20 protein-coding genes are annotated in these 21617 nt (G+C 72.2%); 9 read left to right on the plus strand and 11 right to left on the minus strand.

The window, feature by feature from the left end; all coding sequences use genetic code 11:
* Positions 1-57 precede the first annotated feature (57 nt).
* The 6 genes from AB0C03_RS21165 to AB0C03_RS21190 all read left to right on the plus strand — a co-directional run bounded on the left by AB0C03_RS21165 (position 58) and on the right by AB0C03_RS21190 (position 5529).
* Complete coding sequence (locus AB0C03_RS21165; RefSeq protein ID WP_030336904.1) at positions 58-399, plus strand: PadR family transcriptional regulator; 342 nt, start codon at positions 58-60, stop codon at positions 397-399.
* On the plus strand, positions 396-1343 hold the full coding sequence (locus AB0C03_RS21170) for a permease prefix domain 1-containing protein (protein ID WP_030336902.1): 948 nt from the start codon (positions 396-398) through the stop codon (positions 1341-1343). Before AB0C03_RS21165 ends, AB0C03_RS21170 begins: the two co-directional genes overlap by 4 nt.
* A gap of 114 nt (positions 1344-1457) precedes the next feature.
* Positions 1458-2783: a sensor histidine kinase gene (locus AB0C03_RS21175; protein WP_030336900.1), complete on the plus strand. Its 1326-nt coding sequence runs from the start codon at positions 1458-1460 to the stop codon at positions 2781-2783.
* On the plus strand, positions 2780-3496 hold the full coding sequence (locus AB0C03_RS21180) for a response regulator (protein WP_357638496.1): 717 nt from the start codon (positions 2780-2782) through the stop codon (positions 3494-3496). Before AB0C03_RS21175 ends, AB0C03_RS21180 begins: the two co-directional genes overlap by 4 nt.
* A gap of 81 nt (positions 3497-3577) precedes the next feature.
* A complete protein-coding gene (locus AB0C03_RS21185; RefSeq protein WP_210866836.1) occupies positions 3578-4471 on the plus strand; it encodes an ABC transporter ATP-binding protein in 894 nt (297 codons plus the stop codon).
* Complete coding sequence (locus AB0C03_RS21190) at positions 4468-5529, plus strand: ABC transporter permease (RefSeq protein ID WP_210866835.1); 1062 nt, start codon at positions 4468-4470, stop codon at positions 5527-5529. Before AB0C03_RS21185 ends, AB0C03_RS21190 begins: the two co-directional genes overlap by 4 nt.
* Before the next feature lie 93 nt (positions 5530-5622).
* Here AB0C03_RS21190 and AB0C03_RS21195 read toward each other — a convergent pair whose 3' ends face one another.
* The 8 genes from AB0C03_RS21195 to pgsA all read right to left on the minus strand — a co-directional run bounded on the left by AB0C03_RS21195 (position 5623) and on the right by pgsA (position 12656).
* A complete protein-coding gene (locus AB0C03_RS21195; protein ID WP_030336893.1) occupies positions 5623-6243 on the minus strand; it encodes a ribonuclease FAU-1 family protein in 621 nt (206 codons plus the stop codon).
* A 115-nt stretch (positions 6244-6358) separates the two neighbouring features.
* Positions 6359-7111 (minus strand): YebC/PmpR family DNA-binding transcriptional regulator, encoded by a 753-nt coding sequence (locus tag AB0C03_RS21200; RefSeq protein ID WP_030336891.1) that lies wholly within the window; start codon positions 7109-7111, stop codon positions 6359-6361.
* Positions 7112-7511: 400 nt separating this feature from the next.
* Complete coding sequence (gene pdxT / locus AB0C03_RS21205) at positions 7512-8114, minus strand: pyridoxal 5'-phosphate synthase glutaminase subunit PdxT (protein WP_030336889.1); 603 nt, start codon at positions 8112-8114, stop codon at positions 7512-7514.
* A 103-nt stretch (positions 8115-8217) separates the two neighbouring features.
* On the minus strand, positions 8218-9135 hold the full coding sequence (gene pdxS, locus AB0C03_RS21210; protein ID WP_030336887.1) for a pyridoxal 5'-phosphate synthase lyase subunit PdxS: 918 nt from the start codon (positions 9133-9135) through the stop codon (positions 8218-8220).
* Between the two features lie 150 nt (positions 9136-9285).
* The gene (locus AB0C03_RS21215) at positions 9286-9789 is read right to left on the minus strand and encodes a hypothetical protein (protein WP_036412400.1); all 504 of its coding nucleotides are present in this window, start codon (positions 9787-9789) and stop codon (positions 9286-9288) included.
* Positions 9790-9870: 81 nt separating this feature from the next.
* Entirely contained in the window at positions 9871-11031 is a 1161-nt protein-coding gene (locus tag AB0C03_RS21220; protein WP_030336883.1) for a glycosyltransferase family 4 protein, read from the minus strand.
* 16 nt (positions 11032-11047) lie between these two features.
* Positions 11048-11980, minus strand: a complete 933-nt coding sequence (locus AB0C03_RS21225) for a phosphatidylinositol mannoside acyltransferase (RefSeq protein WP_357638500.1) — start codon at positions 11978-11980, stop codon at positions 11048-11050.
* A gap of 46 nt (positions 11981-12026) precedes the next feature.
* Positions 12027-12656 carry a phosphatidylinositol phosphate synthase gene (pgsA, locus tag AB0C03_RS21230; RefSeq protein WP_030336879.1) on the minus strand — a complete coding sequence of 210 codons (630 nt, stop codon included), beginning with the start codon at positions 12654-12656 and terminating at the stop codon, positions 12027-12029.
* 249 nt (positions 12657-12905) lie between these two features.
* Here pgsA and AB0C03_RS21235 point away from each other — a divergent pair, with 249 nt between their 5' ends.
* The gene (locus tag AB0C03_RS21235; RefSeq protein ID WP_357638502.1) at positions 12906-15062 is read left to right on the plus strand and encodes an elongation factor G-like protein EF-G2; all 2157 of its coding nucleotides are present in this window, start codon (positions 12906-12908) and stop codon (positions 15060-15062) included.
* Between the two features lie 203 nt (positions 15063-15265).
* On the opposite strand, the gene AB0C03_RS21240 is transcribed toward AB0C03_RS21235, so the two are convergent.
* Both AB0C03_RS21240 and AB0C03_RS21245 read right to left on the minus strand, forming a co-directional pair.
* A complete protein-coding gene (locus AB0C03_RS21240) occupies positions 15266-16324 on the minus strand; it encodes an aldo/keto reductase (protein ID WP_357638504.1) in 1059 nt (352 codons plus the stop codon).
* Between the two features lie 220 nt (positions 16325-16544).
* Positions 16545-17057 (minus strand): HIT family protein, encoded by a 513-nt coding sequence (locus AB0C03_RS21245; RefSeq protein WP_209444630.1) that lies wholly within the window; start codon positions 17055-17057, stop codon positions 16545-16547.
* Positions 17058-17232: 175 nt separating this feature from the next.
* Here AB0C03_RS21245 and AB0C03_RS21250 point away from each other — a divergent pair, with 175 nt between their 5' ends.
* Positions 17233-17961 carry a D-Ala-D-Ala carboxypeptidase family metallohydrolase gene (locus AB0C03_RS21250; RefSeq protein ID WP_030338212.1) on the plus strand — a complete coding sequence of 243 codons (729 nt, stop codon included), beginning with the start codon at positions 17233-17235 and terminating at the stop codon, positions 17959-17961.
* Between the two features lie 304 nt (positions 17962-18265).
* On the opposite strand, the gene thrS is transcribed toward AB0C03_RS21250, so the two are convergent.
* Entirely contained in the window at positions 18266-20275 is a 2010-nt protein-coding gene (gene thrS / locus AB0C03_RS21255; RefSeq protein WP_357638507.1) for a threonine--tRNA ligase, read from the minus strand.
* 188 nt (positions 20276-20463) lie between these two features.
* Here thrS and AB0C03_RS21260 point away from each other — a divergent pair, with 188 nt between their 5' ends.
* Positions 20464-21546 (plus strand): DUF1775 domain-containing protein, encoded by a 1083-nt coding sequence (locus tag AB0C03_RS21260; RefSeq protein WP_357638509.1) that lies wholly within the window; start codon positions 20464-20466, stop codon positions 21544-21546.
* Positions 21547-21617 lie beyond the last annotated feature (71 nt).

The raw sequence follows: 21617 nt of genomic DNA on the forward strand, positions 1-21617 counted from the left end.
CGGACACGATGATGTCGGGCTAGACATTAGTGTGTGGCACACAGTATGGTGTGACACATGGTTAGCGAGGATGTTCTACGGACGCACCTGCAGGAGTTGCGTCGAGGCACCGTCGTGGTGGCCAGCCTGGTCGCGCTCCGCCGGCCGGACTACGGCTACGCACTGCTGCAACGGCTCACCGACCACGGCTTCCCGGTCGACGCCAACACGCTCTACCCGCTGCTGCGCCGCCTGGAGGACCAGGGGCTGCTGACCAGCGAGTGGAATACCGCGGAGAGCCGGCCGCGCAAGTTCTACCGGACCAGCGACGAGGGCGAGTCGATGCTGAGCCGGCTGCTCGACGACCTCGCCGCCGTGCAGACCTCCATCACCGGGCTGATCCAAGGAGTGGACCGATGAACACCCTGACCGACCGCTACCTCGCCGCCACCCTGCGCTCGGTGCCCGCCCAGCGCCGCGACGAGATCGCCAGCGAGCTGCGGGCCTCCATCGAGGACATGATCGAGGGTCGGACCGACGGCGGGCAGGACGCCACCACCGCCGAGCGGGAGGTGCTCACCGAGCTGGGCAACCCGGACGTGCTGGCCGCCCGGTACGCCGACCGTCGACTCCAGCTCATCGGCCCGACCTACTACCTGGTCTGGCTGCGGCTGCTGAAACTGCTGCTCAGCTTCATCCCGGCGCTCGTCGGCACGATCGTCACCATCGTCGAGGCGGCCGAGGGGAAAGGTTTCGGAGCCATCGGTCCGGGCCTCGTCGTCGCCCTGCAGGTGGCGGTGCAGATCGCCTTCTGGCTCACCCTGACCTTCGCCATCATCGAGCGCTCCCAAACGCCGGTGAACCTGCCGGACTGGACGGTCGACCAGCTGCCCGACGCCCCGGTGCACCGGGGCATCCCGCTCGCCGACACCATCGCCTCGGTGGTCATGCTGGTGGCGACCATCGCGTACCTGCCCATCCAGCACTTCCAGTCCTGGGTGCGCGGCACCGACGGCGAGAACATCGCGATCCTCGACCCGGCTCTCTGGTCGTTCTGGCTGCCGGCGCTGATCGTCGTGCTGGTCGCCAGCGTGATCTTCGAGATCGTCAAGTACCGGATCGGACGCTGGACCTGGCGTCTCTTCGGCACCAAGGTGCTGCTCAACCTGGCGTTCTCCGTGCCGCTGGTGTGGTTGGCGCTCTCCGACCGGCTGCTCAACCCGGCCCTGGGCGAGCGGCTGAGCTGGCTGGCGGATGCCGACAACCGAAACCTCCTCGGCGCGGCGATCGCGGTGGGAACGGCAGTGGTGGTGGTCTGGGACCTGATCGACACCGCGATCAAGACCCGACGCCAGACGGCGTGAGCGACACCCTCAGACGGCGGCCCGGCGCGTACCCCGCGCCGGGCCGCCCGCCCGTTGGCCGGCAGTGACCCGCCCGCCGACCCCGCCCGGGCGGGCACGTGGCATCGTTCTCGGATGACCGCCGCACCGCAGGGGGAATGGCACCGCCCCGGTCCAACGGCCGAGCAGCGCCGCAACGACCTGTGGCTCGGGTTGGGGATGACCGGGCTGGCCCTGGTGAGCCTCACCCTGGCCCGCAGCACCGGGGCGTTCCTGCTGGGCCCGCCGCCGTCCGGGCCGGAGCAACTGTTCTGGACCGTCGCGGTGACCCTGCCGCTGATCTGGCGACGACGGTGGCCGGCCGCCACCCTGCTGGTCGTCGCGGTGATGTTCATCGCCGCGCAGGCACGATCGGCACCCGAGACGCAGTTCTCCCCCTGGGCCCTGTTCTGCGCCATCTACACCGTCGGCGCCTGGGGGCAGGACCGCCAGCTGTCGCGCCGACTGCGAGTCGGGGTGATCGCCACGATGTTCGCCTGGCTCGGGGTCTACTACGCGGTGATGATCGACCACATTCCGGCGGATGCCTTCGCCGGTGCGGTCGGACCGGTGCCGCCGGTGCTCGCCGCGATGGTCACCGGCGTCCTGCTCAACGTGCTGGTGTTCGGTTTCGCGTACTTCTTCGGCGAGACCGCGTGGGTGGCCGCGCGGCGCGAACACGAACTGCGCACCCAGGCCGAGGACCTGCGCCGGTCGCAGGCCGAGGCCCGGGAGCGGGCGGTGCTCGGCGAACGGGTCCGGATCGCGCGGGAGCTGCACGACGTGGTGGCCCATCACGTGTCGGTGATGGGCGTGCAGGCATCCGCCTGCCGCCGGGTCTTCGACCGCGACCCGGGCAAGGCCCGCACGGCACTGACCGCCATCGAGCAGAGCGCCCGCACCGCCGTCGACGAGCTGCGTCGGATGCTCGGCGTGCTGCGGACCACCGCCGGGACCGACGCCGCGCCGCCGACGGCCGGCGGCCTGGAGCGGATCGACGAACTCGTCGAGCGGGCGCGCGCCGCCGGGCTGACGACCACCCTCGGGGTGTACGGCGACGCTGTCACGTTGCCCGCGTCCGTCTCGCAGGCGGCCTACCGGGTGACGCAGGAGGCGGTGACCAACACCCTGAAGCACGCCGGAGCGAACCTGTTGGACGTGCGGGTCCGCTACCTGGCCCGCGAGGTGGAGGTCGACGTGACCGACGACGGACGGGGCGGCGGCCGGGCCGACAGCGTCGGGTTGGGACTGATCGGGATGCGCGAACGGGTCGGCGCCCACGACGGCGACCTGGAGGCCGGGCCGCGGGCCGGCGGCGGTTGGCGGGTACGCGCCCGCTTCCCCCTGGCGGCCCCGATCAGCCCGCAGCCGAGGCCGAGCGACAGGCAGCAGGCGGCAGCCGGCGCGGGGCCGTCGGCATGAGCGCGGCGGCACACCACACACCGGACACCGGCCCGACGGTCCGGGTCCTGCTCGCCGACGACCAGCACCTGGTCCGTACCGGCTTCCGGGTCATCCTGGAGGTGGAGGACGACATCGAGGTCGTCGGTGAGGCCGCCGACGGCGAACGGGCCGTCGCGATGGCCCGGGCCACCCGCCCGGACGTCGTACTCATGGATGTGGAGATGCCCGGGATGGACGGCCTGGACGCCACCCGGCAGATCACCGCCGACGGGCCCGGTGGGCCGGCCGTGCTGATCCTCACGACCTTCGACCGCGACGACTATCTCTTCGCCGCGCTGCGGGCCGGGGCCAGCGGCTTCCTGCTCAAGAACGGCACGCCGGAGGAGCTGGTCGAGGCGATCCGGGTGCTGGCCAGGGGCGACGGTCTGCTCGCTCCGGAGATCACCCGCCGGGTGATCTCCACCTTCGCCCGACCCGGCGACCCGACAGGCACCGCCCACCGGGGCCCGGACGCCGAGGCCGCGTTGGCCGAGCTGACCCCGCGCGAGCGGGAGGTGCTGATGCTGCTCGCCGCCGGGTCGAGCAACGCCGAGATCGCCACGACCATCCACCTGGGCGAGGCGACGGTGAAGACGCACGTGAGTCGGGTGCTGGCCAAACTCGGCCTGCGTGACAGGGTGCAGGCAGTGGTCTTCGCGTACGAGAACGGGGTGGTCCGCCCCGGCGGGTGACCGGCGTCCACCGCCCGGCGGACCCGCCCGCTCCGCCGCCGGGCGGACGGCGCAACGGCGTACTCGATCTAGCATCAGCGCGTGACCAGAACGCTTCGCCTCGACGGCGTCGACCGCAGCTTCGGCGACCGGCAGGTGCTCAACAACGTGTCCTTCGAGGTGGCTGCCGGGCGGATGACCGGCTTCGTGGGCGCCAACGGCGCCGGCAAGACCACCACCATGCGGATCATCCTGGGGGTGCTCTCCGCCGACGCGGGCGAGGTCAGTTGGGGTGGCACGGCGCTGACCCGGCAGGACCGCCGACGCTTCGGGTACATGCCGGAGGAGCGCGGCCTCTACCCGAAGATGACCACCCGGGAGCAGGTCGCCTACCTGGGCCGGCTGCACGGCCTGGACGCCGCCGCGGCACGCCGTGCCACCGACGCCCTGCTGGAGCGGGTCGGGCTCGGTGAACGCGGAAACGACCTGCTGGAGACGCTGTCGCTGGGCAACCAGCAACGCGCGCAGATCGCCGCCGCGCTGGTGCACGACCCCGAGGTGCTGGTGCTCGACGAGCCGTTCTCCGGGCTCGACCCGCTGGCCGTCGACACCGTCGTCGCCGTGCTGCGGGAACGGGCGTCGGCCGGCGCGCCCGTGCTCTTCTCCAGTCACCAGCTCGACGTCGTGGAGCGCCTCTGCGACGACCTGGTGATCATCGGGGACGGGGTGATCCGGGCCGCCGGCAGCCGGCAGCAGCTGCGCGACTCGTACACGGTGCCCCGCTACGAGCTGGTGGTCGCCGGCGACGCCGGTTGGGTACGCGACCACCCCGGGGTGACAGTGGTCGAGCTGGACGGCCCCCGGGTGGTCTTCGACCTGCCGGCCGGCGCCGACGAGCAGCCCGTCCTCCAGGCGGCTCTGGCCCGCGGCCCGGTCCGCGCCTTCCGCCCGGTCAGCCCCTCGCTCACCGAGATCTTCCGAGAGGTCACCCAGTGAACGTCACCCAGGCCACCCGGCTGGTCGCCGAACGCGAGATCCGCGTCAAGCTCCGCGACCGCACCTTCCTGTTCGGCACCCTCTTCTTCCTGCTGATCGCGGCGGCCGGCACCATCCTGCCGCCGTTGCTCGCCGGCGGGCCGTCCACCGTCGCGGCGACCGAGAGCGTGGCCGCGCCGCTGCGCGCCGCCGGGCTGGAGGTCCAGGTCGTCCCCGACGACCGGGCCGCCGAGCGGGCCGTCCGCGACGGCGACGTGGACGCAGCGGTGGTCGGCGGACCCGCCGTCGTGGCCATGGACGAGGCCCCCGACGACGTGGTGCGGGCCCTGAGCAGCCAGCCGACCGTACGCCTGCTCGACCCGGACGCTGTCGACCCCGTGGTGGCGTTCCTGGTGCCGTTCGTCTTCGCGTTCGTCTTCTTCATCACCTCGCAGACCTTCGGCCTGCAGATCGCGCAGAGCGTCACCGAGGAGAAGCAGACCCGGATCGTGGAGATCCTGGTGGCCGCCGTGCCGGTCCGGGCCCTGCTGGCCGGCAAGGTGGTGGCCGGCGCGATCCTGGCGTTCGCACAGATCGCCTTGATCGCGGTGGTGGCGGTGATCGGGCTGCAGATGGGTGACAGCGGGGGCCTGCTCACCCTGCTCGCCCCGGCGATCGGCTGGTTCGTGCCGTTCTTCCTGCTCGGCTTCGTGCTGCTCGCCGCGATGTGGGCGGCGGCCGGCGCGCTGGCCAACCGGCAGGAGGACATCGCCGCCGTGTCGACACCGGTGCAGTTCGCCGTGATGCTGCCGTTCTTCGCGGTGATCTTCCTGAACGACAACGACACCGCGATGCGGGTGCTGTCCTACCTGCCGTTCTCGTCGCCCACGGCCATGCCGCTGCGACTGTTCACCGGTGACGCGGCCGGTTGGGAACCGATCGTCTCGCTGGTCATCCTGCTGCTCGCCGCCGGCGCGTTCGTGGTCGCCGGGGCCCGGGTGTACGAGGGGTCGCTGCTGCGCACCAACGGCCGAACCTCCCTGCGTACCGCCTGGCGGGAACGGGAGACCATCGGCTGAGCAGTACGGTTCGCCGGTGCGGGCGTCGGTGTCCTGATCGGATGCCGGCGCCCGTCGCCGTGCGACACCGGCCTGACCGGCCGGGCGGGCCGCTCAGTGCGCGGGTGGCACCCGGTCCCAGCCGGCGGGCAGCCGCGGGGCCGACCAGGCGGGGTCGGGCTGCCACCTGGCCCACGCCGGGTCCCACCAGCGCTCACCCGTGTCGAGCAGGGCGGCGATCCGGTCACCCTCGGCCTGGATGGCGTCCCCCATGCCCGGGTAGCGCCCCTCGACGAGGCGCTGGGCGAACATCTCCACGTCCTTCCAGACGTACCGGTCGGCGTCCGCGGCCCACCACAGGTCCAACTCGTGGTCCAGGGTGTCCACCCCGATCGGCGTACGCCGCACCGGGTCCTGAAGGTTGAAGTACCAGCCGGCGAAGTCGCGCCCCGGGCCCGACCAGAACACGTCGATCGAGTGCGCCTCACCGGGGCGTTGCAGCATCAGCTTGCCGTGCCCCGACCAGGAGTGGTGCCCGGCGGCCTCCCACGGGTGCCGCCCGCACGGGAACACCCCGTCGGCCGGGAAGCCGAACTCGGCCCCCGGCGGGAGATAGAGGACGAGCAGGTCGGCGGAGTCCTCGACGCAGATCGTCGGGCAGCCGAACCAGACCTCCCCGCGCAGCACCTCACGCCGGATGACCGTGTCGCCGGCCGCGAACCGCTGCACCACCACGGCACCTCCTCACCGCCCACCAACCCCACCGCGATCGTGCACTCTGGATCAGCGATCTGTCCTGTCCGGCCCGGTCGGGGCAGACAGTGCCCGATCGCGGCGGGCGGAGGCGGGCTCAGGCGTCGACCGCCGCCATCACGTCGTCACTGACGTCGAAGTTGGCGTAGACGTTCTGGACGTCGTCGCAGTCCTCCAGCACGTCGATCAGCTTGAAGATCTTGCGCGCGCCCTCTTCGTCAAGTGGCACGTTGACGCTGGGGATCAGGGAGGACTCGGCCGACTCGTACTCGATGCCGGCGTCCTGCAGGGCCGTCCGCACCGGGATCAGGTCGGTCGGCTCGGAGACCACCTCGTACGCCTCGCCGATGTCGTTGACCTCTTCGGCACCGGCGTCCAGGACGGCGAGCATCACGTCGTCCTCGGTGGTGCCCTCCTTGGGGACGATCACCACGCCCTTGCGGGAGAACATGTACGACACCGAACCGGCGTCGGCGAGCGAGCCGCCGTTGCGGGTCAGCGCGGTCCGTACCTCGGTGGCCGCCCGGTTGCGGTTGTCGGTGAGGCACTCGATGAGCATGGCCACGCCGTTCGGGCCGTACCCCTCATACATGATCGTCTGCCAGTCGGCGCCGCCGGCCTCCAGGCCGGAGCCGCGCTTGACGGCGCGATCGATGTTGTCGTTCGGCACCGAACTCTTCTTCGCCTTCTGGATGGCGTCGAAGAGCGTCGGGTTACCCGAGGGGTCACCGCCGCCGGTGCGCGCGGCCACCTCGACGTTCTTGATCAGCTTGGCGAACATCTTGCCGCGCTTGGCGTCGATGACGGCCTTCTTGTGCTTGGTCGTCGCCCACTTTGAGTGGCCGGACATCTTCTACCTCCGTCTGTCATTGCACGCCTGCGTCGACTGCCGCACCGATTCCGCGCCGCATCCGGCGATCCGGCGGCCGATCGGCCCCGCGGGAAGTGCCCGCGCCGGGCGACGGCCCTGCCGAACCGCGGCAATCTTACCGAGGCCACACCCCGCCATGTCACACCCGGGACTGCCCGGGGCACCGGGTGCGCCTCCAGCGGGGGATGACGACCGGTGCAGACCCCACGCCCAAGATCTTGCTCGAACCAGGAAGTAGTGGCCTCCCCGGCACGCCGACACCACTACATCCATGTTCAAGCACGATCTTGGGATGGGTGCCGGGCGCGCCGGGCGAGGATCCGCTCGGGTTCCGGGAAAGGGCGGGGAAGGGCCGCCGCCCCGGCCGCGGGTCGGCCGCTCAGGCGGTGCGCGCCAGCTCCACGAAGTACGCGTGGACGCGCGGGTCACCCGTCAGCTCGGGGTGGAACGAGGTGGCCAGCAGGTTGCCCTGCCGGACCGCCACGATCCGCTCGGCGGCCGGGCCACCGGTCACCGTGCCGATCACCTCGACGCCCGCGCCGACCCGTTCGACCCACGGCGCGCGAATGAACACCGCGTGGAATCCCCCGCCCGGCACGCCGGTGATCTCCACGGGCGCCTCGAACGAGTCGACCTGCCGGCCGAACGCGTTGCGCCGTACCGTCATGTCGATGCCGGCGAAACCGCGCTGGTCGGCGCGGCCGTCCAGCACCTCGGTGGCCAGCATGATCATGCCGGCGCACGAGCCGTAGACGGGCATGCCGTCGGCGATCCGCTTGTCGATCGGCTCGCGCAGCTCGAAGATGTCGACGAGCTTGCTGATGGTGGTGGACTCCCCGCCGGGGATGACCAGGCCGTCGACCGCGTCCAACTCGCCCGGACGGCGGACCGGGCGGGCGTCCGCGCCCGCCCCGGTCAGCGCCGCCAGATGCTCCCGGACGTCCCCCTGAAGGGCGAGGACACCGATGGTGGGCCGGCTCATCGGCACCGTTCCTTCCGTGGCTGTCGGGCTCGCGGGAGCGCGCTCACCAACCCGTCCTTCCCTCGCGACTGCGGGGCTCGCAAGAACGGCTCACTCCTCGCGCTCACCAACCGCGCTCGGCCAGGCGGTGCGGCTGCGGGATCTCGTCGACGTTGATGCCGACCATCGCCTCGCCGAGCCCCCGGGAGACCTTGGCCAGCACGTCCGGGTCGTCGTGGAAGGTGGTCGCCTTGACGATCGCGGCGGCCCGCTGGGCCGGGTTGCCGGCCTTGAAGATGCCGGAGCCGACGAAGACACCCTCCGCGCCGAGCTGCATCATCATCGCCGCGTCGGCCGGAGTGGCGATCCCGCCCGCGGTGAACAGCACCACCGGCAGCTTGCCGCTCTCGGCGACCTCCTTGACCAGCTCGTACGGGGCCTGCAGCTCCTTGGCCGCGACGTACAGCTCGTCGGCCGGCAGCGAGGAGAGCCGGCGGATCTCCTGGCGGATCTTCCGCATGTGGGTGGTGGCGTTGGAGACGTCACCGGTGCCCGCCTCGCCCTTGGAACGGATCATGGCCGCACCCTCGGTGATCCGGCGCAGCGCCTCGCCCAGGTTCGTCGCGCCACAGACGAAGGGCACCGTGAACGCCCACTTGTCGATGTGGTTCGCGTAGTCGGCCGGGGTCAGCACCTCGGACTCGTCGACGTAGTCCACACCCAGCGACTGGAGGATCTGCGCCTCCACGAAGTGACCGATGCGGGCCTTGGCCATCACCGGGATGGAGACCGCCTCGATGATCCCGTCGATCATGTCGGGGTCGCTCATCCGGGACACCCCGCCCTGCGCGCGGATGTCGGCGGGCACCCGCTCCAGGGCCATCACCGCCACGGCACCGGCGTCCTCAGCGATCTTGGCCTGCTCGGCGTTGACGACATCCATGATCACGCCGCCCTTGAGCATCTCGGCCATGCCGCGCTTCACGCGGGCGGTGCCGACGACGGGGGCGGAACCGGTGTTCGAGGCGGTGTTTTCGGGCACGGGTCATCGCTCCTTGGACCTGCGGTGGGGGTGGCAGCGAAAATGCTACGCGCGGTGCAACGCCGTACCGACAGCCAATCAGACCCCCGGTGGCCTGCACTGTGGCAGTGGTCACCGGGCCGTCGGGGAGCGGCCGACGCCCGCCGGGGATCAGGCGGCGGGGACGTCCGCCGGGACGACGAGGGTCGGGTCGTCGATGTCGAAGTAGCGCGGCCACTCCCGGCCCCGGCCCATCCGCAACAGGCGCACCAGCGGCCGGCTTCGCGCCGAGCGGGCGTCCCGGACCAGGTCGGTGTGCACCTGCCGGGACAACGCGAGCCGACGGCTGGCGGCGATGACCGCGGCGCAGCTCGGATCGTTCGGGTCCAACTGGACGCTCCGCAACTGCCGGGTGAGGTCGTTCTCCGCCGCCTCCCGCTCGTCCGGGCTGGCGTCCAGGGCGATCCGGGCCGCCGCGTACAGCTCGACCCCGAAACGCCGCTCAGCCAGGACCGCGGCTGCCGCCGCGCGGCGCAGCAGGTGGGCGTCGAGGGCCCGGGCCGCCAGCTCCGCCCGGCCCTGCAGCCGCTCGACCCGGCCGGCGGTCCAGATGAGGTACGCCGCGACCAGTCCCACGACCACGCTTCCGGCCACCACCCACCACATGTGCGGCATCGTAGTGCTGCTCCGTTTCGTCCGATTGGGCGCGGCCGGACCGGTCCCACCGGTCACCACCGCACCATCCGTCACACCGGCTCAGCCCAGCCCCACCCACTCCTGGTCGATGACCCGCCCGTCGGTTGCCTCGATCGCCGCTGCGTATACCTCCACAACGCGCCGAGCAACCACCGGCCAGTCGAAATTCGCGACCACCTGATCGCCGCAGGCACTCAGCGTGGCCCGCCCGGCCGGGTCGTCCAGCAGCTCACTCAGCACGTCACGCAGCCCCACCGGGTCGCCCGTGGGGAAGAGGCGACCGGCCCGCCCACCGTCGAGGACCCGCCGGAACGCGTCCAGGTCACTGGCGACCACAGTCGTACCCGCCGCGAGGGCCTCGGTGAGGATCATGCCGAACGACTCGCCGCCGGTGTTCGGTGCGACGTAGAGGTGCGCGCTGCGCAGCATCCGCGCCTTGTCCGCTTCGCTGACCAGGCCGAGGAACGTGATCCGCTCGTGCAGCTCGGCGGGGAACTGGTCGTACAGGTCGTCGGGGTCACCGGGACCGGCGACGAGCAACCGCAGGCCGGGCCGGGTGGCGGCCAACGCCACGAACGCGTCGCGCAGCACCGGGAAGCCCTTGCGAGCCTCGGTGAACCGGCCCAGGAAGCCGAGCGTGCCCCCGGTGCCGGCCGCGCACTCCCCCGGCCAGCCCGGCAACGGCTCGGCGTCGGCGAACTTGGCCACCGCCACCCCGTTGGGAATCTCCACCGCGCCGCCGTCCATGTGCTCGACCTGCACCTTGCGGGCCAACGCGCTCACCGCGATCCGGGCGGTGATCCGCTCCAACACGATCTGGAGCACGCCCTGCGCGGCGGCGAGCACCCGGGAACGGGTCATCGCGGTGTGGAACGTGGCCACCACCGGGCCACGGGCAGAGAGCACGGCCAGCAGCGACAGGCTCAGCGTGAGCGGCTCGTGCACGTGCAACACGTCGAAGTCACCGTTGGTGATCCACCGCCGCACCCGGGCGGTCGACACCGGGCCGAACGCGATCCGGGCCACCGAACCGTTGTACGGCAGCGGAACAGCACGCCCGGCGGACACCACGTACTCCGGCAGCGGCGAATCGTCGTCAGCCGGCGCGAGCACGCTGACCTCGTGGCCCAGCGCGATCAGCGCCTCGGCGAGGTCCATGACATGGTTCTGCACCCCACCGGGCACGTCGAAGGAGTACGGGCACACGATGCCGATCCGCATGTGTCAGCCCACCTCCTCAGGCCTGGCCGGAGGCCGACGAGGGCAGCGCCGCGCCCTCCCCCGACCTTCCCTGGTCCAGCCACATCCGCTGCAACATGTGCCAGTCTTCCGGATGCCGGGCGATACCCGCCGCCAGACGGTCAGCGATCAACTGGGTCAGCGACCGGACCCGCTGGTCCAGGGGACCCACCTCGGGCCCGGGCACCGGCAGCGGGCCATCCAGCGACGCACACGCGGCGTCCGGCTCGTACCACATCGAGGCCACGTAGAGCGGCGCGCCGGTGTGCAGCGCGAGCAGCGCCGGCCCGGCGGGCATCCGGGTCTTCCCGCCGAAGAAGTCCACCTCCACCCCCCGGGCGGAGAGGTCCCGGTCGGCCAGCAACGGCACCACCGCACCGGCGCGGAGCCGGTCCAGCAGCACGTCGAAGGCCGGGCGCGGCCCACCGTGGGTCGGCAGGATCTCCATCCCGAGGACCTTTCGGAAGGCCAGGAAACGCTTGTACACGCCCTCCGGCTTGAGCCGCTCCATCACCGTGGCGAGCGGCCAACCGGTGGCCGCCACCCAGGCGCCGGCGGCATCCCAGTTGCCGGCGTGCGGCAGCGCCACCACCGCGCCCCGGCCGGCCGCCACGTCGGCGGCGAGCAGTTCCGCGCCGTCCAGCCGGAAGGTGGACAGGATCTGCGACCGGCTCAGGCTGGGCAGCCGGAACGCCTCCATCCAGTACCTGGCGTACGAGCGCAGCCCGCGCTTGACGAGATCGTCCAGCTCGGCGTCGGGCACCTCCGGGCCGACCACCCGGCGCAGGTTCGCGCGCAGTCGGGCCGTACCCCCGCTGCCGGTGCGATGGGCGCGGTCCGCGCCCGCCTGGAACGCCGCCGCCACCAACGGCCGGGGTAGCGCGCGGATCACCCGCCAACCGGCGATGTAGCCCAGCTCGGTGAGGTTCACGCGACTCGGCCGCCGGTCTTCCGACGGCGGGTCGCCGGCAGGCCACTCACGCCTGACCGTCCGGCTGGAGCTGCTGGGCCTGGCGGTAGACGTGCGTCATCCGCTGGCCCACCGTGAAGATCGACACGGCGGCGAGCAGCCAGAGCGCGATCTCCAGCGCCGGCTTCACGTTCAGGCCGGTGAGGATCCCGCCGACGCCGACGATCAGCAGCCGCTCGGTGCGTTCGGCGATGCCCACGTTGCAGGTCATGCCCAGCCCCTCGGCGCGGGCCTTCACGTAGGAGACCAGGCTGCCGGCGGCCAGGCAGACCAACGCGGCGGCCACCCCGGAGTAGTTGCCCTGCGTGGCCAGCCAGTACGCGACAGCGCCGAAGACGGCGCTGTCGGCGACCCGGTCCATGCTTGAGTCGAGGAACGCGCCGAACCGGGTGGAGCCACCACTCATCCGGGCCATCGTCCCGTCGAGCAGGTCGGTGAGCGCGAACAGGGTGACGATCAACGCGCCCGCGACCAGATGGCCGCGAGCACCGAAGCCGAGCGCGCCGACGAGCACACCAACGGTGCCCGCGACGGTGACGGCATTGGGGGTGACGCCCGCGCGCAGCAGGGCGCGGGCAATCGGCTCGACGACGCGGGTCATCCCCGCGCGGGCCGACACTTGGAAGATCTTCGCCATGGCGGTCCCCACGATAACGGTCCGCCCAGCTCTGCCGATACGGACGGTACCGCCGACCCGCCCGGGGGAGGCTTGTGCCTGTCCGGCAACGGGTGTGAGATCGAGCCGGGAGGTGAGCCAGCTCACCCGTCCGCCCGTTGAGTTCCCGCTGTGCAGCAGACCACCGGAGGATATCGCCGCGCACTCGCCCCGGGCCGCTTCCCGTCGCGCGGCGGTCGCCACCACCACCGGCTGAGGGAGGTGCGCCCCATGGCGCAGAAGAGTCACGACAAGGGTTCCACCGGCGGCACGCCACTGGTGACCGAGCCCGAGCGGGTTCGCAACGTGGTGCTCGTCGGCCACTCCGGGGCGGGCAAGACCACCCTGGTCGAGGCGCTGCTCGCGGCGACCGGCACGATCGGTCGCGCCGGCACCGTGGTCGACGGCACCACTGTCGGCGACCACGACCCCGCCGCCGTACGCCAGCAACGCTCGGTCAGCCTGTCCTGCGCGCCGCTGCTGCACAACGGCATCAAGGTCAACCTGCTGGACACCCCCGGGTACGCCGACTTCGTCGGTGAGCTGCGCGCCGGGCTGCGGGCCGCCGACGCCGCGCTGTTCGTGGTCTCCGCCGCGGGCGGCATGGACGCGGCCACCGTCGCCCTGTGGGAGGAGTGCGCCGCCGTCGACATGCCCCGGGCTGTCGCGGTGGCCCGACTGGACCAGCCCCGCGCCGACGTCGACGAGACGGTGGCGCTCTGCCAGCGCCTCTTCGGCGACAACGTGATGCCGCTCTACCTGCCGATGCTCGGCGACGACGGGGTGTCCACCGAAGGTCTGCTCGGCCTGATCACCCGCCGGGTCTTCGACTACAGCGCCGGGCTGCCCGCCGACGTCCGCGACCCGGACCCGGAGCACCAGCGGGCCATCGACGAGTCCCGCGACGAGCTGATCGAGGGGATCATCGCCGAGAGCGAGGACGAGACCCTGATGGACCGCTACCTCGACGGCGAGGAGATCAGCGACGAGGTGCTCATCGACGACCTGGAGAAGGCCGTCGCCCGGGGCCACTTCTACCCGGTGGTGCCGGTCTGCGCCCAGACCGGCGTCGGGCTGGACGTGCTGCTGGAGGTGCTGACCGCCGCGTTCCCCTCCCCGCTGGAGCACGAGCTGCCGGCGGTGACCGGCGTGGACGGCTCACCGCGTCCGCCGCTGAGCTGCGATCCGGCCGGGCCGCTCGTCGCCGAGGTCGTCAAGACCACCGTCGACCGCCACGTCGGTCGGGTCTCGCTGGTCCGGGTCTTCTCCGGCACGCTGCGCCCCGACCAGACGGTGCACGTCTCCGGCCACGGCCTGGCCGAACGCGGACACCCCGACCACGACGCCGACGAGCGGGTCGGGCACATCTACACCCCGCTGGGCGCCACCCTGCGGGAGGTGTCGTTCTGCGTGGCCGGTGACATCTGCGCGATCACCAAGTCGGGTAGCGCCGAGACCGGCGACACCATCTCCACCAGGGACGAGCCGCTGCTGATCGCCCCCTGGGAGATGCCGGAGCCGCTGCTGCCGGTGGCGATCGTCGCCCGCAGCCGCGCCGACGAGGACGCCCTGGCCCGCAACCTCGCCCGACTGGTCGCCGGCGACCCCACCCTGCGGCTGGAGCGCAACCCGGAGACCCACCAGCTGGTGCTCTGGTGCATGGGCGAGGCACACGCGGACGTGGTGCTCGACCGGCTGCGTGCCGGCGGCGTCGAGCTGGACACCGAGCCGGTCAGGGTGTCGCTGCGCGAGACGCTGACAGTGCCCGCGAAGGGGCACGGCCGCCACGTCAAGCAGTCCGGCGGCCACGGCCAGTACGCGGTCTGCGACATCGAGGTCGAGCCGCTGCCGCGCGGCAGCGGCTTCGAGTTCGTCGACCGGATCGTCGGCGGCGCGGTGCCGCACAACTACATCCCGTCGGTGGAGAAGGGCGTCCGTGCCCAGCTGGAGCGCGGGCTGGTCGCCGGCCACCCGGTGGTGGACCTGCGGGTGACACTGGTCGACGGCAAGGCACACAGCGTCGACTCCTCCGACGCGGCCTTCCAGACCGCCGGCGCGCTGGCGCTGCGCGACGCCGCCGAGCGTGGTCAGCCGGCCCTGCTGGAGCCGATCGACGAGGTGAGCATCCGGGTTCCGGACGGCTCGGTGGGCACGGTGCTGGGCGACCTGTCCGGCCGGCGCGGCCGGGTGCTCGGCACCGAACCGGACCCGGACTCCGAGGGCCGCACCCTCGTCCGCGCCGAGGTGCCGGCCACCGAACTGCTCCGCTACGCCGTCGAGCTGCGCTCCATGACGGCCGGCACCGGCACCTTCCGCCGGCACTTCGTCCGCCACGACCCCATGCCCACCCACCTGGCCGACCAGGCCCGCAAGGAACAACCCGCGTAACCCGACCCTGCCCCGCCCCGCCCCGGCCCCGGCCCTGCCCCGCCCTGCCCTGCCCTGCCCTGCCCTGCCCTGCGGTGATCTTGCGCTTTCTGTCGTCCTTATGTCGCTGTCGCGGCATATGTCACCGCAGAAAGTGCAAGATCGACGAGGCCAGGGCCAGGACCAGGGCGGGGTGGGGTGGGGTGAGGGTGGGTGGGGTGGGGTTAGGGATGGACTGTGGGGTAGGCCGGGCGGGGCCAGTGAGGGCGGTCGGCGTCGCGTAGGGCGGCCGTGCGCAGGGCCGCCAACTGGCGCTCCACCTCGGCGAACTGGTCGCCCGGCAGCGGGCCCCGGTGCAGGGCGGCGGCGTTCTCCTCGACCTGGGCGACAGTACGGCAGCCCGGGATCGGGATGGTGCGACCGCTGCGCGCCCAGATCCACCCCAGCGCACCCTGGGCGAGGGTGCGCCCGTCAGCGGTGAGCGCGGCGCGGACCGCGCCGACCCGGCGCAGCCACTCGGGCGCCGGCCGGCCACCCCGGAACCACCCCAACCAGCCCGGCGCCAACCCTCGCACGTCGTCGCGGGGCAGCGTCGACGAAGCCGTGTACTTGCCGGTGAGCAGCCCCATCCCGAGCGGCCCCTGGTTGATGCTGGCCAGGTCGTACTTGTCGCACACGGCCAGCAACTCGGGGGCGTCACGCAGCACCGACAGGGCGTGCTGCAGAGCGGTGGCACCGGCGGCGGCCTGCCCGAACGCGGCGGCCCGGTCGGGGCGGTCGGTGCTCCACCCGTACGCCCGGATCAGGCCCTCGGCCACCAGGTCCTCGCAGGTCCCGATCAGCGCCTGCGCCCTCGGCACCGACAGGTCGGCCAGGTGCAGCTGATACAGGTCGATCCGGTCGGTGCCCAACCGGCGCAGCGAGGCGGTCACCGCGCCGCGCAGGTACGCGGGCGACGCGTCCTCACCGGTGGCCTGCCGACTCGCCTCGTCGAACGTGTAACCCCACTTGGTGGCGATCACGGCCTCGTCGCGGCGGCCGGCGAGTGCCCGGCCGAGTACCCGTTCGCCGTGCCCGGCCCCGTACGCGTCGGCGGTGTCGAACAGGGTGACGCCGAGGTCGAGTGCCCGACGGACGGCCCGCACCGACTCGTCGTCGTCGACCGCGCCCCAGCCCAGCGGCTGACTGCCCTCCGCCCAGGGTCCGCCGATCGCCCAGCACCCCATGCCGAGGGCGCTGACCTCGATGCCGCTGCGCCCCAACATCCGTGTCGTGACTGCCATCGGCCGATCGTGCCACCTTCGCCGGGTCGGGGCGTAGCAGATCCGGCGGGCGGACACGCGGGCGCACGGAGACGGTCACCGTACGGCATGATCGCCCGCACGCGACGGGCTGGCCGGAGCCGACCTCGCTGCTGCGCGCCGACCAGTTGGGCCGACGCGGACGCCACCGAGCCAGCCCGACGCGGACGCCACCGAGCCAGCCCGACGCGGCCGGCGACGGTCAGGACGGCCAGGCGCGGGCGAGCAGGTCGCGGGTGTCGCCGAGCAGCTGCGGCAGCACCTTGGTGCGGCCGATCACCGGCATGAAGTTCGCGTCGCCACCCCAGCGCGGCACCACGTGCTGGTGCAGGTGCGCGGCGATGCCGGCGCCGGCCACCCCGCCCTGGTTCATACCCAGGTTGAAGCCGTGGGCGTTGCTGACCTTGCGGATCACCCGCATGGCGGTCTGGGTGTACGAGGCCAGCTCGGCGGTCTCCGGCACGTCCAGGTCGGTGTAGTCGGCGACGTGCCGGTAGGGGCAGACCAGCAGGTGCCCCGGGTTGTACGGGTAGAGGTTGAGCACCACGAACACGTGCTCGCCACGGGCCACCACCAGGCTCTGCTCCGGGGGGAGTTGCGGCCCTCGGCAGAACGGACAGCCGGTGGGCTTCTCGTAGCCCTCGGCCGGGCGGTCCTCGCCGGAGATGTAGGTCATCCGGTGCGGCGTCCAGAGCCGTTCCAGGCCGTCCGCCATGCCGTCGGTGTCCGTGTGCCGCTCCGCCCCTGTCACGAGCCGATCCTACGGAGCCCGGTGGACACGCCGCGACACCGCCGTCGGGAAACCGGGCATTGCAAGTTCTTGACGGATCAACGGCAAGGCATGAAACTTCCATGCACTCAGATACTTCCATGCATTGATGGAGGGCTTCATGTTCCGACGGCTCGGCAGGTTCCTCGCGGCACTTGCGCTGACCGCCACCACCACAGTGGTCGGCGTCACCCTCACCGCCGGCGCGGCCCAGGCGGACGGCTGCTACACCTGGGGCCGCACCCTGGCCCAGGGTGCGTCCGGCGAGGACGTCCGGCAGCTCCAGATCCGGGTCGCCGGCTACCCCGGCTACGGCGCGGTGCTCACCCTGGACGGCGCGTACGGCCCAGCCACCCGATCGGCGGTGATCCGCTTCCAGCAGGCGTACGGGCTGCCCGCCGACGGGATCGCCGGCCCACAGACCTTCAACCGGCTCTACGCCCTCCAGGACGACGACTGCACCCCGGCCAACTTCAGCTACGCCGAGCTGAACAAGTGCAACAGCGACTGGTCCGGCGGTGCGGTGTCGGCGAGCACCGCCCGGTTCAACGCGCTCGTGTCGATGTGGAAACTCCAGGCCATGCGGCACGCACTCGGCGACGTGTCCATCGCGATCAGCAGCAGCTTCCGCAGCTACGCCTGCAACAGCGCGGTCGGTGGCGCGTCGAACAGCCGACACCTGTACGGCGACGGGGTGGACCTGGTCGGGTCCCCGTCGTTCTGCCGACTGGCCCAGCAGGCCCGCTACCACGGCTTCGGGCAGATCCTCGGCCCCGGCTACCCGGACCACAACGACCACACCCACGTGGCGGCGGTCGGCGGCTGGTCGGCGCCGAACTGCGGCATCTGACACCCGAAACCGCCCCCGGCCTCGCACGCCGGCCCCCGGCCTCCGGCCTCCGACCCATGATCGGCGGCCCCCGGCCTCCGGGCCCATGATCGCCGGCCCCGGCCGCCATCCCATGATCGCGCTCGAACAGTGAAGTAGTGGCCTCCCGCACCGGGGAGGCCACTACTTCCTGGATCGAGCACGATCATGCGACGAGCCAGCACCACAAGCGCGGCGAGCCAGCACCCGCGAGCGGGCACCACGAGCGCGGCGAGCGGGCAGGCGCGGCGCACACCGGCGGCACACCGGCCGCGCGGCGGTTGCGCTACTCCGCGGCGGCGGAGGGGCCGATGTTGGTCCGCGAGCTGACCACGTCCAGCACGTGGGTCACCGCCTCGGCGATCGGCACCCCGTTGCGCTGCGAGCCGTCGCGGTAGCGGAAGGAGACCGTGCCGGCGGCCACGTCGTCGTCGCCAGCGATCACCATGAACGGGACCTTCTGCTGCTGGGCCGTCCGGATCTTCTTCTGCATCCGGTCGTCACCCGCGTCCACCTGGGCCCGGATGCCCTCCGCGCGCAGCGCGGCGACGAAGCCGTGCAGGTAGTCCGTGTGGTCCTCGCGGATCGGGATGCCCACCACCTGCACCGGCGCCAGCCAGGCCGGGAAGGCACCCGCGTAGTGCTCGGTGAGCACCCCGAAGAACCGCTCGATCGACCCGAACAGCGCCCGGTGGATCATCACGGGCCGCTGCCGGCTGCCGTCGGCGGCCTGGTACTCCAGCCCGAACCGCTCCGGCTGGTTGAAGTCGACCTGGATGGTGGACATCTGCCAGGTCCGGCCGATCGCGTCGCGGGCCTGCACGGAGATCTTCGGCCCGTAGAACGCCGCGCCGCCCGGGTCGGGCACCAGTTCCAGGCCGGAGGTCGCGGCGGCGGTACGCAGCGCCTCGGTCGCCTCCGCCCAGTCCTCGTCCGCGCCGATGAACTTCGGCGAGTCGTCGCGGGTCGACAGTTCCAGGTAGAAGTCGTCGAGGCCATAGTCGCGCAGCAGGTCGAGCACGAAGCTGAGCAGCGTGGACAGCTCGCCGGCCATCTGCTCGCGGGTGCAGTAGATGTGCGAGTCGTCCTGGGTCAGGCCCCGGACCCGGGTCAGGCCGTGCACCACGCCGGACTTCTCGTACCGGTAGACGGTGCCGAACTCGAACATCCGCAGCGGCAGCTCACGGTACGACCGCCCGCGCGACCTGAAGATCAGGTTGTGCATCGGGCAGTTCATCGCCTTGAGGTAGTAGTCCGCGCCCTCGAGCTGCATGGGCGGGAACATGGTGTCCGCGTAGTACGGCAGGTGACCGGAGGTCTGGAACAGCTGCGCCTTGGTGATGTGCGGGGTGTTGACGAACTCGTACCCGGCGGCCTCGTGCCGCTGCCGGGAGTAGTTCTCCATCTCCCGGCGGATGATGCCGCCCTTGGGGTGGAAGACCGCCAGGCCGGAACCGATCTCGTCGGGGAAGCTGAACAGGTCGAGGTCCGCACCGAGCTTGCGGTGGTCGCGCCGGGCGGCCTCCTCCAACAGCTTCAGGTACGCCTTGAGCTCGTCGCGGGTCGGCCACGCGGTGCCGTACACCCGCTGCAGTTGGGGGTTTTTCTCCGACCCCCGCCAGTACGCGGCGGCGGAGCGCATCAGCTTGAACGCGCCGATCAGCCGGGTGGTCGGCAGGTGCGGGCCACGACACAGGTCCGACCAGCAGACCTTGTCCTCCTTGGCGTCGAGGTTGTCGTAGATGGTCAGCTCGCCGCCGCCCACCTCCATCACCTCGTCGGTGTCCAGGCCCTCGCCCTTGACCTCGATCAACTCCAGCTTGAACGGCTCGTCGGCCAACTCGGAGCGGGCCTCGTCCAGGCTGCCGAAGCGGCGGCGACGGAACCGCTGCCCGGACTTGATGATCTCCTGCATGCGCTTCTCGAGCTTGCTGAGGTCATCGGGCTGGAACGGCTTGTCGACGTCGAAGTCGTAGTAGAAGCCGTTCTCGATGGGCGGGCCGATGCCCAGCTTCGCCTCGGGGAAGACGTCCTGCACGGCCTGGGCGAGCACGTGCGCGGTGGAGTGGCGCAGCACGTTGAGCCCGTCCGGCGAGTCCAGGCTGACCGGCTCGACGACGGTCTCCTCGGCCGGCGACCAGTCCAGGTCGCGCAACTGGCCCTGCGGGTCGCGGACCACGACGATCGCCTTGGGGCCGTTCGCGGGCAGTCCGGCCGCGGCCACCGCGTCGGCCGCCGTGGTCCCGGCGGCGACGACGACGGGGTCGGCCACGGCGGGGGTACGGGGTGCGGACACGGTGACTCCTCCAAGCGGTACGAAACGGTGCCGATCCTCGGCTCCTGCCGATGCTATCGGTCGCCGTGTCCCCGACCGGGAACGGCACCTTCCTTACCGCCGCCGTTGAACCTTTCGCGCCTCGCAGCCGAACTAGAAGGTGTGGCCGGAACCGGTGCCGGCTGCGTCGACACGGATGGGGGCACGAGATGGGGAGCACGCACGGCGACGGCCGTCGGCGGCGGATCGTGGCGGCGACCGCGGTGACCGCCGCCGGGCTGCTGCTCTGGCCTGGCACGGCGTACGCGGCGGACGTGACGATCACCCCGACCGAGGCCCGGCAGGGCGACGCGGTACGGCTGGAGTTCACCGTCCCGGCGGAGCGGGCCGGCACCACCACCAAGCAGATCGAGGTCCGACTGCCGGCCGACGCGCCGGTCGCCGAGGTCTACCCCATGTCGGTGGACGGCTGGGCGCCCCGGATCAGCTCCCGCACCCTGGACAAGCCGCTGGCCGGTATCCACTCCTCCGGGGTGAGCACTGTGACGACGGCGGTGACCTGGGTCCGGGTCGGTGCGGGCGACGCCGGCCCGGCCCGGTTGGCGCTCTCCATGGGGCCGATGCCGCAGGCCGAGCGGCTCACCTTCGAGGTCGTCCAGACGTACGCCGACGGGACCGTGGTCCGGTGGGCGGACGCCGCAGGCGCGCAGCGGGCCCCGGCGCTCACCCTGCTCCCGGCGGCCCCGGGCGCCGCCGGACCGGCCGCGCATGGTGGCGGTCACGGCGCGCCGGCGGCCGGCGCGCCAGCCGCTGGGGGCAACGGTGCCGACGGCGAACCGGGCGGCGACGGCGACCCGGCCACCCGCGCGGGTGGCGCCGGCGAGGAGTCCGGCAACGCCGACGGGATGCTGGCCGCCGGCCTGCTGGCCGGGTTGGGCGGCGGCGCGGCGATCGGCTGGCTGGTCAGCCGGTGGCGCCGACGCGGGCCGGACGAGGCCACCGCGCTCGCCGAGGTGACCGGCGACCCGGACCAGGGCACGAAGCGCGACGAGGCCGCGACCCTGGCCGAGATAACCGGCCGCGCGGAGCCCACCGCGACACGTGGCAGCGCCGAACCCACCGCGACGCGCGGCAGCGCCGAACCCACCGCGACACGTGGCAGCGCGAGCGACGCCACGACGCCCGCCGAGACACCCGGCCACGCAGCCGAGCCCGCAGAGCCCGCCGACCCGACGCGGACCAACCCGCAGCCCGCCGACCCCCAGCCCGCCGTTTCCGCGGCATCGCGGTGATCCACTCGGGTTCCCGGAAACCGCGGCATCCCGACCGCCCGGACAGCCCGATTTGGCGGTGATCCACTCGG

The organism is Micromonospora parva, assembly GCF_040649675.1.
Lineage (GTDB): Bacteria > Actinomycetota > Actinomycetes > Mycobacteriales > Micromonosporaceae > Micromonospora > Micromonospora parva.

Bases quoted from the DNA above. Each gene is read 5' to 3' on its own strand.
- AB0C03_RS21235 (WP_357638502.1), top strand. From the start codon at position 12,906: ATGGCGCAGAAGAGTCACGACAAGGGTTCCACCGGCGGCACGCCACTG.
- AB0C03_RS21260 (WP_357638509.1), top strand. From the start codon at position 20,464: ATGGGGAGCACGCACGGCGACGGCCGTCGGCGGCGGATCGTGGCGGCG.
- AB0C03_RS21175 (WP_030336900.1), top strand. From the start codon at position 1,458: ATGACCGCCGCACCGCAGGGGGAATGGCACCGCCCCGGTCCAACGGCC.
- AB0C03_RS21240 (WP_357638504.1), bottom strand. From the start codon at position 16,324: ATGGCAGTCACGACACGGATGTTGGGGCGCAGCGGCATCGAGGTCAGC.
- AB0C03_RS21180 (WP_357638496.1), top strand. From the start codon at position 2,780: ATGAGCGCGGCGGCACACCACACACCGGACACCGGCCCGACGGTCCGG.
- AB0C03_RS21250 (WP_030338212.1), top strand. From the start codon at position 17,233: ATGTTCCGACGGCTCGGCAGGTTCCTCGCGGCACTTGCGCTGACCGCC.
- AB0C03_RS21245 (WP_209444630.1), bottom strand. From the start codon at position 17,057: ATGGCGGACGGCCTGGAACGGCTCTGGACGCCGCACCGGATGACCTAC.
- AB0C03_RS21200 (WP_030336891.1), bottom strand. From the start codon at position 7,111: ATGTCCGGCCACTCAAAGTGGGCGACGACCAAGCACAAGAAGGCCGTC.
- AB0C03_RS21220 (WP_030336883.1), bottom strand. From the start codon at position 11,031: ATGCGGATCGGCATCGTGTGCCCGTACTCCTTCGACGTGCCCGGTGGG.
- AB0C03_RS21215 (WP_036412400.1), bottom strand. From the start codon at position 9,789: ATGCCGCACATGTGGTGGGTGGTGGCCGGAAGCGTGGTCGTGGGACTG.
- pdxT (WP_030336889.1), bottom strand. From the start codon at position 8,114: ATGAGCCGGCCCACCATCGGTGTCCTCGCCCTTCAGGGGGACGTCCGG.
- AB0C03_RS21170 (WP_030336902.1), top strand. From the start codon at position 396: ATGAACACCCTGACCGACCGCTACCTCGCCGCCACCCTGCGCTCGGTG.
- AB0C03_RS21165 (WP_030336904.1), top strand. From the start codon at position 58: ATGGTTAGCGAGGATGTTCTACGGACGCACCTGCAGGAGTTGCGTCGA.
- pgsA (WP_030336879.1), bottom strand. From the start codon at position 12,656: ATGGCGAAGATCTTCCAAGTGTCGGCCCGCGCGGGGATGACCCGCGTC.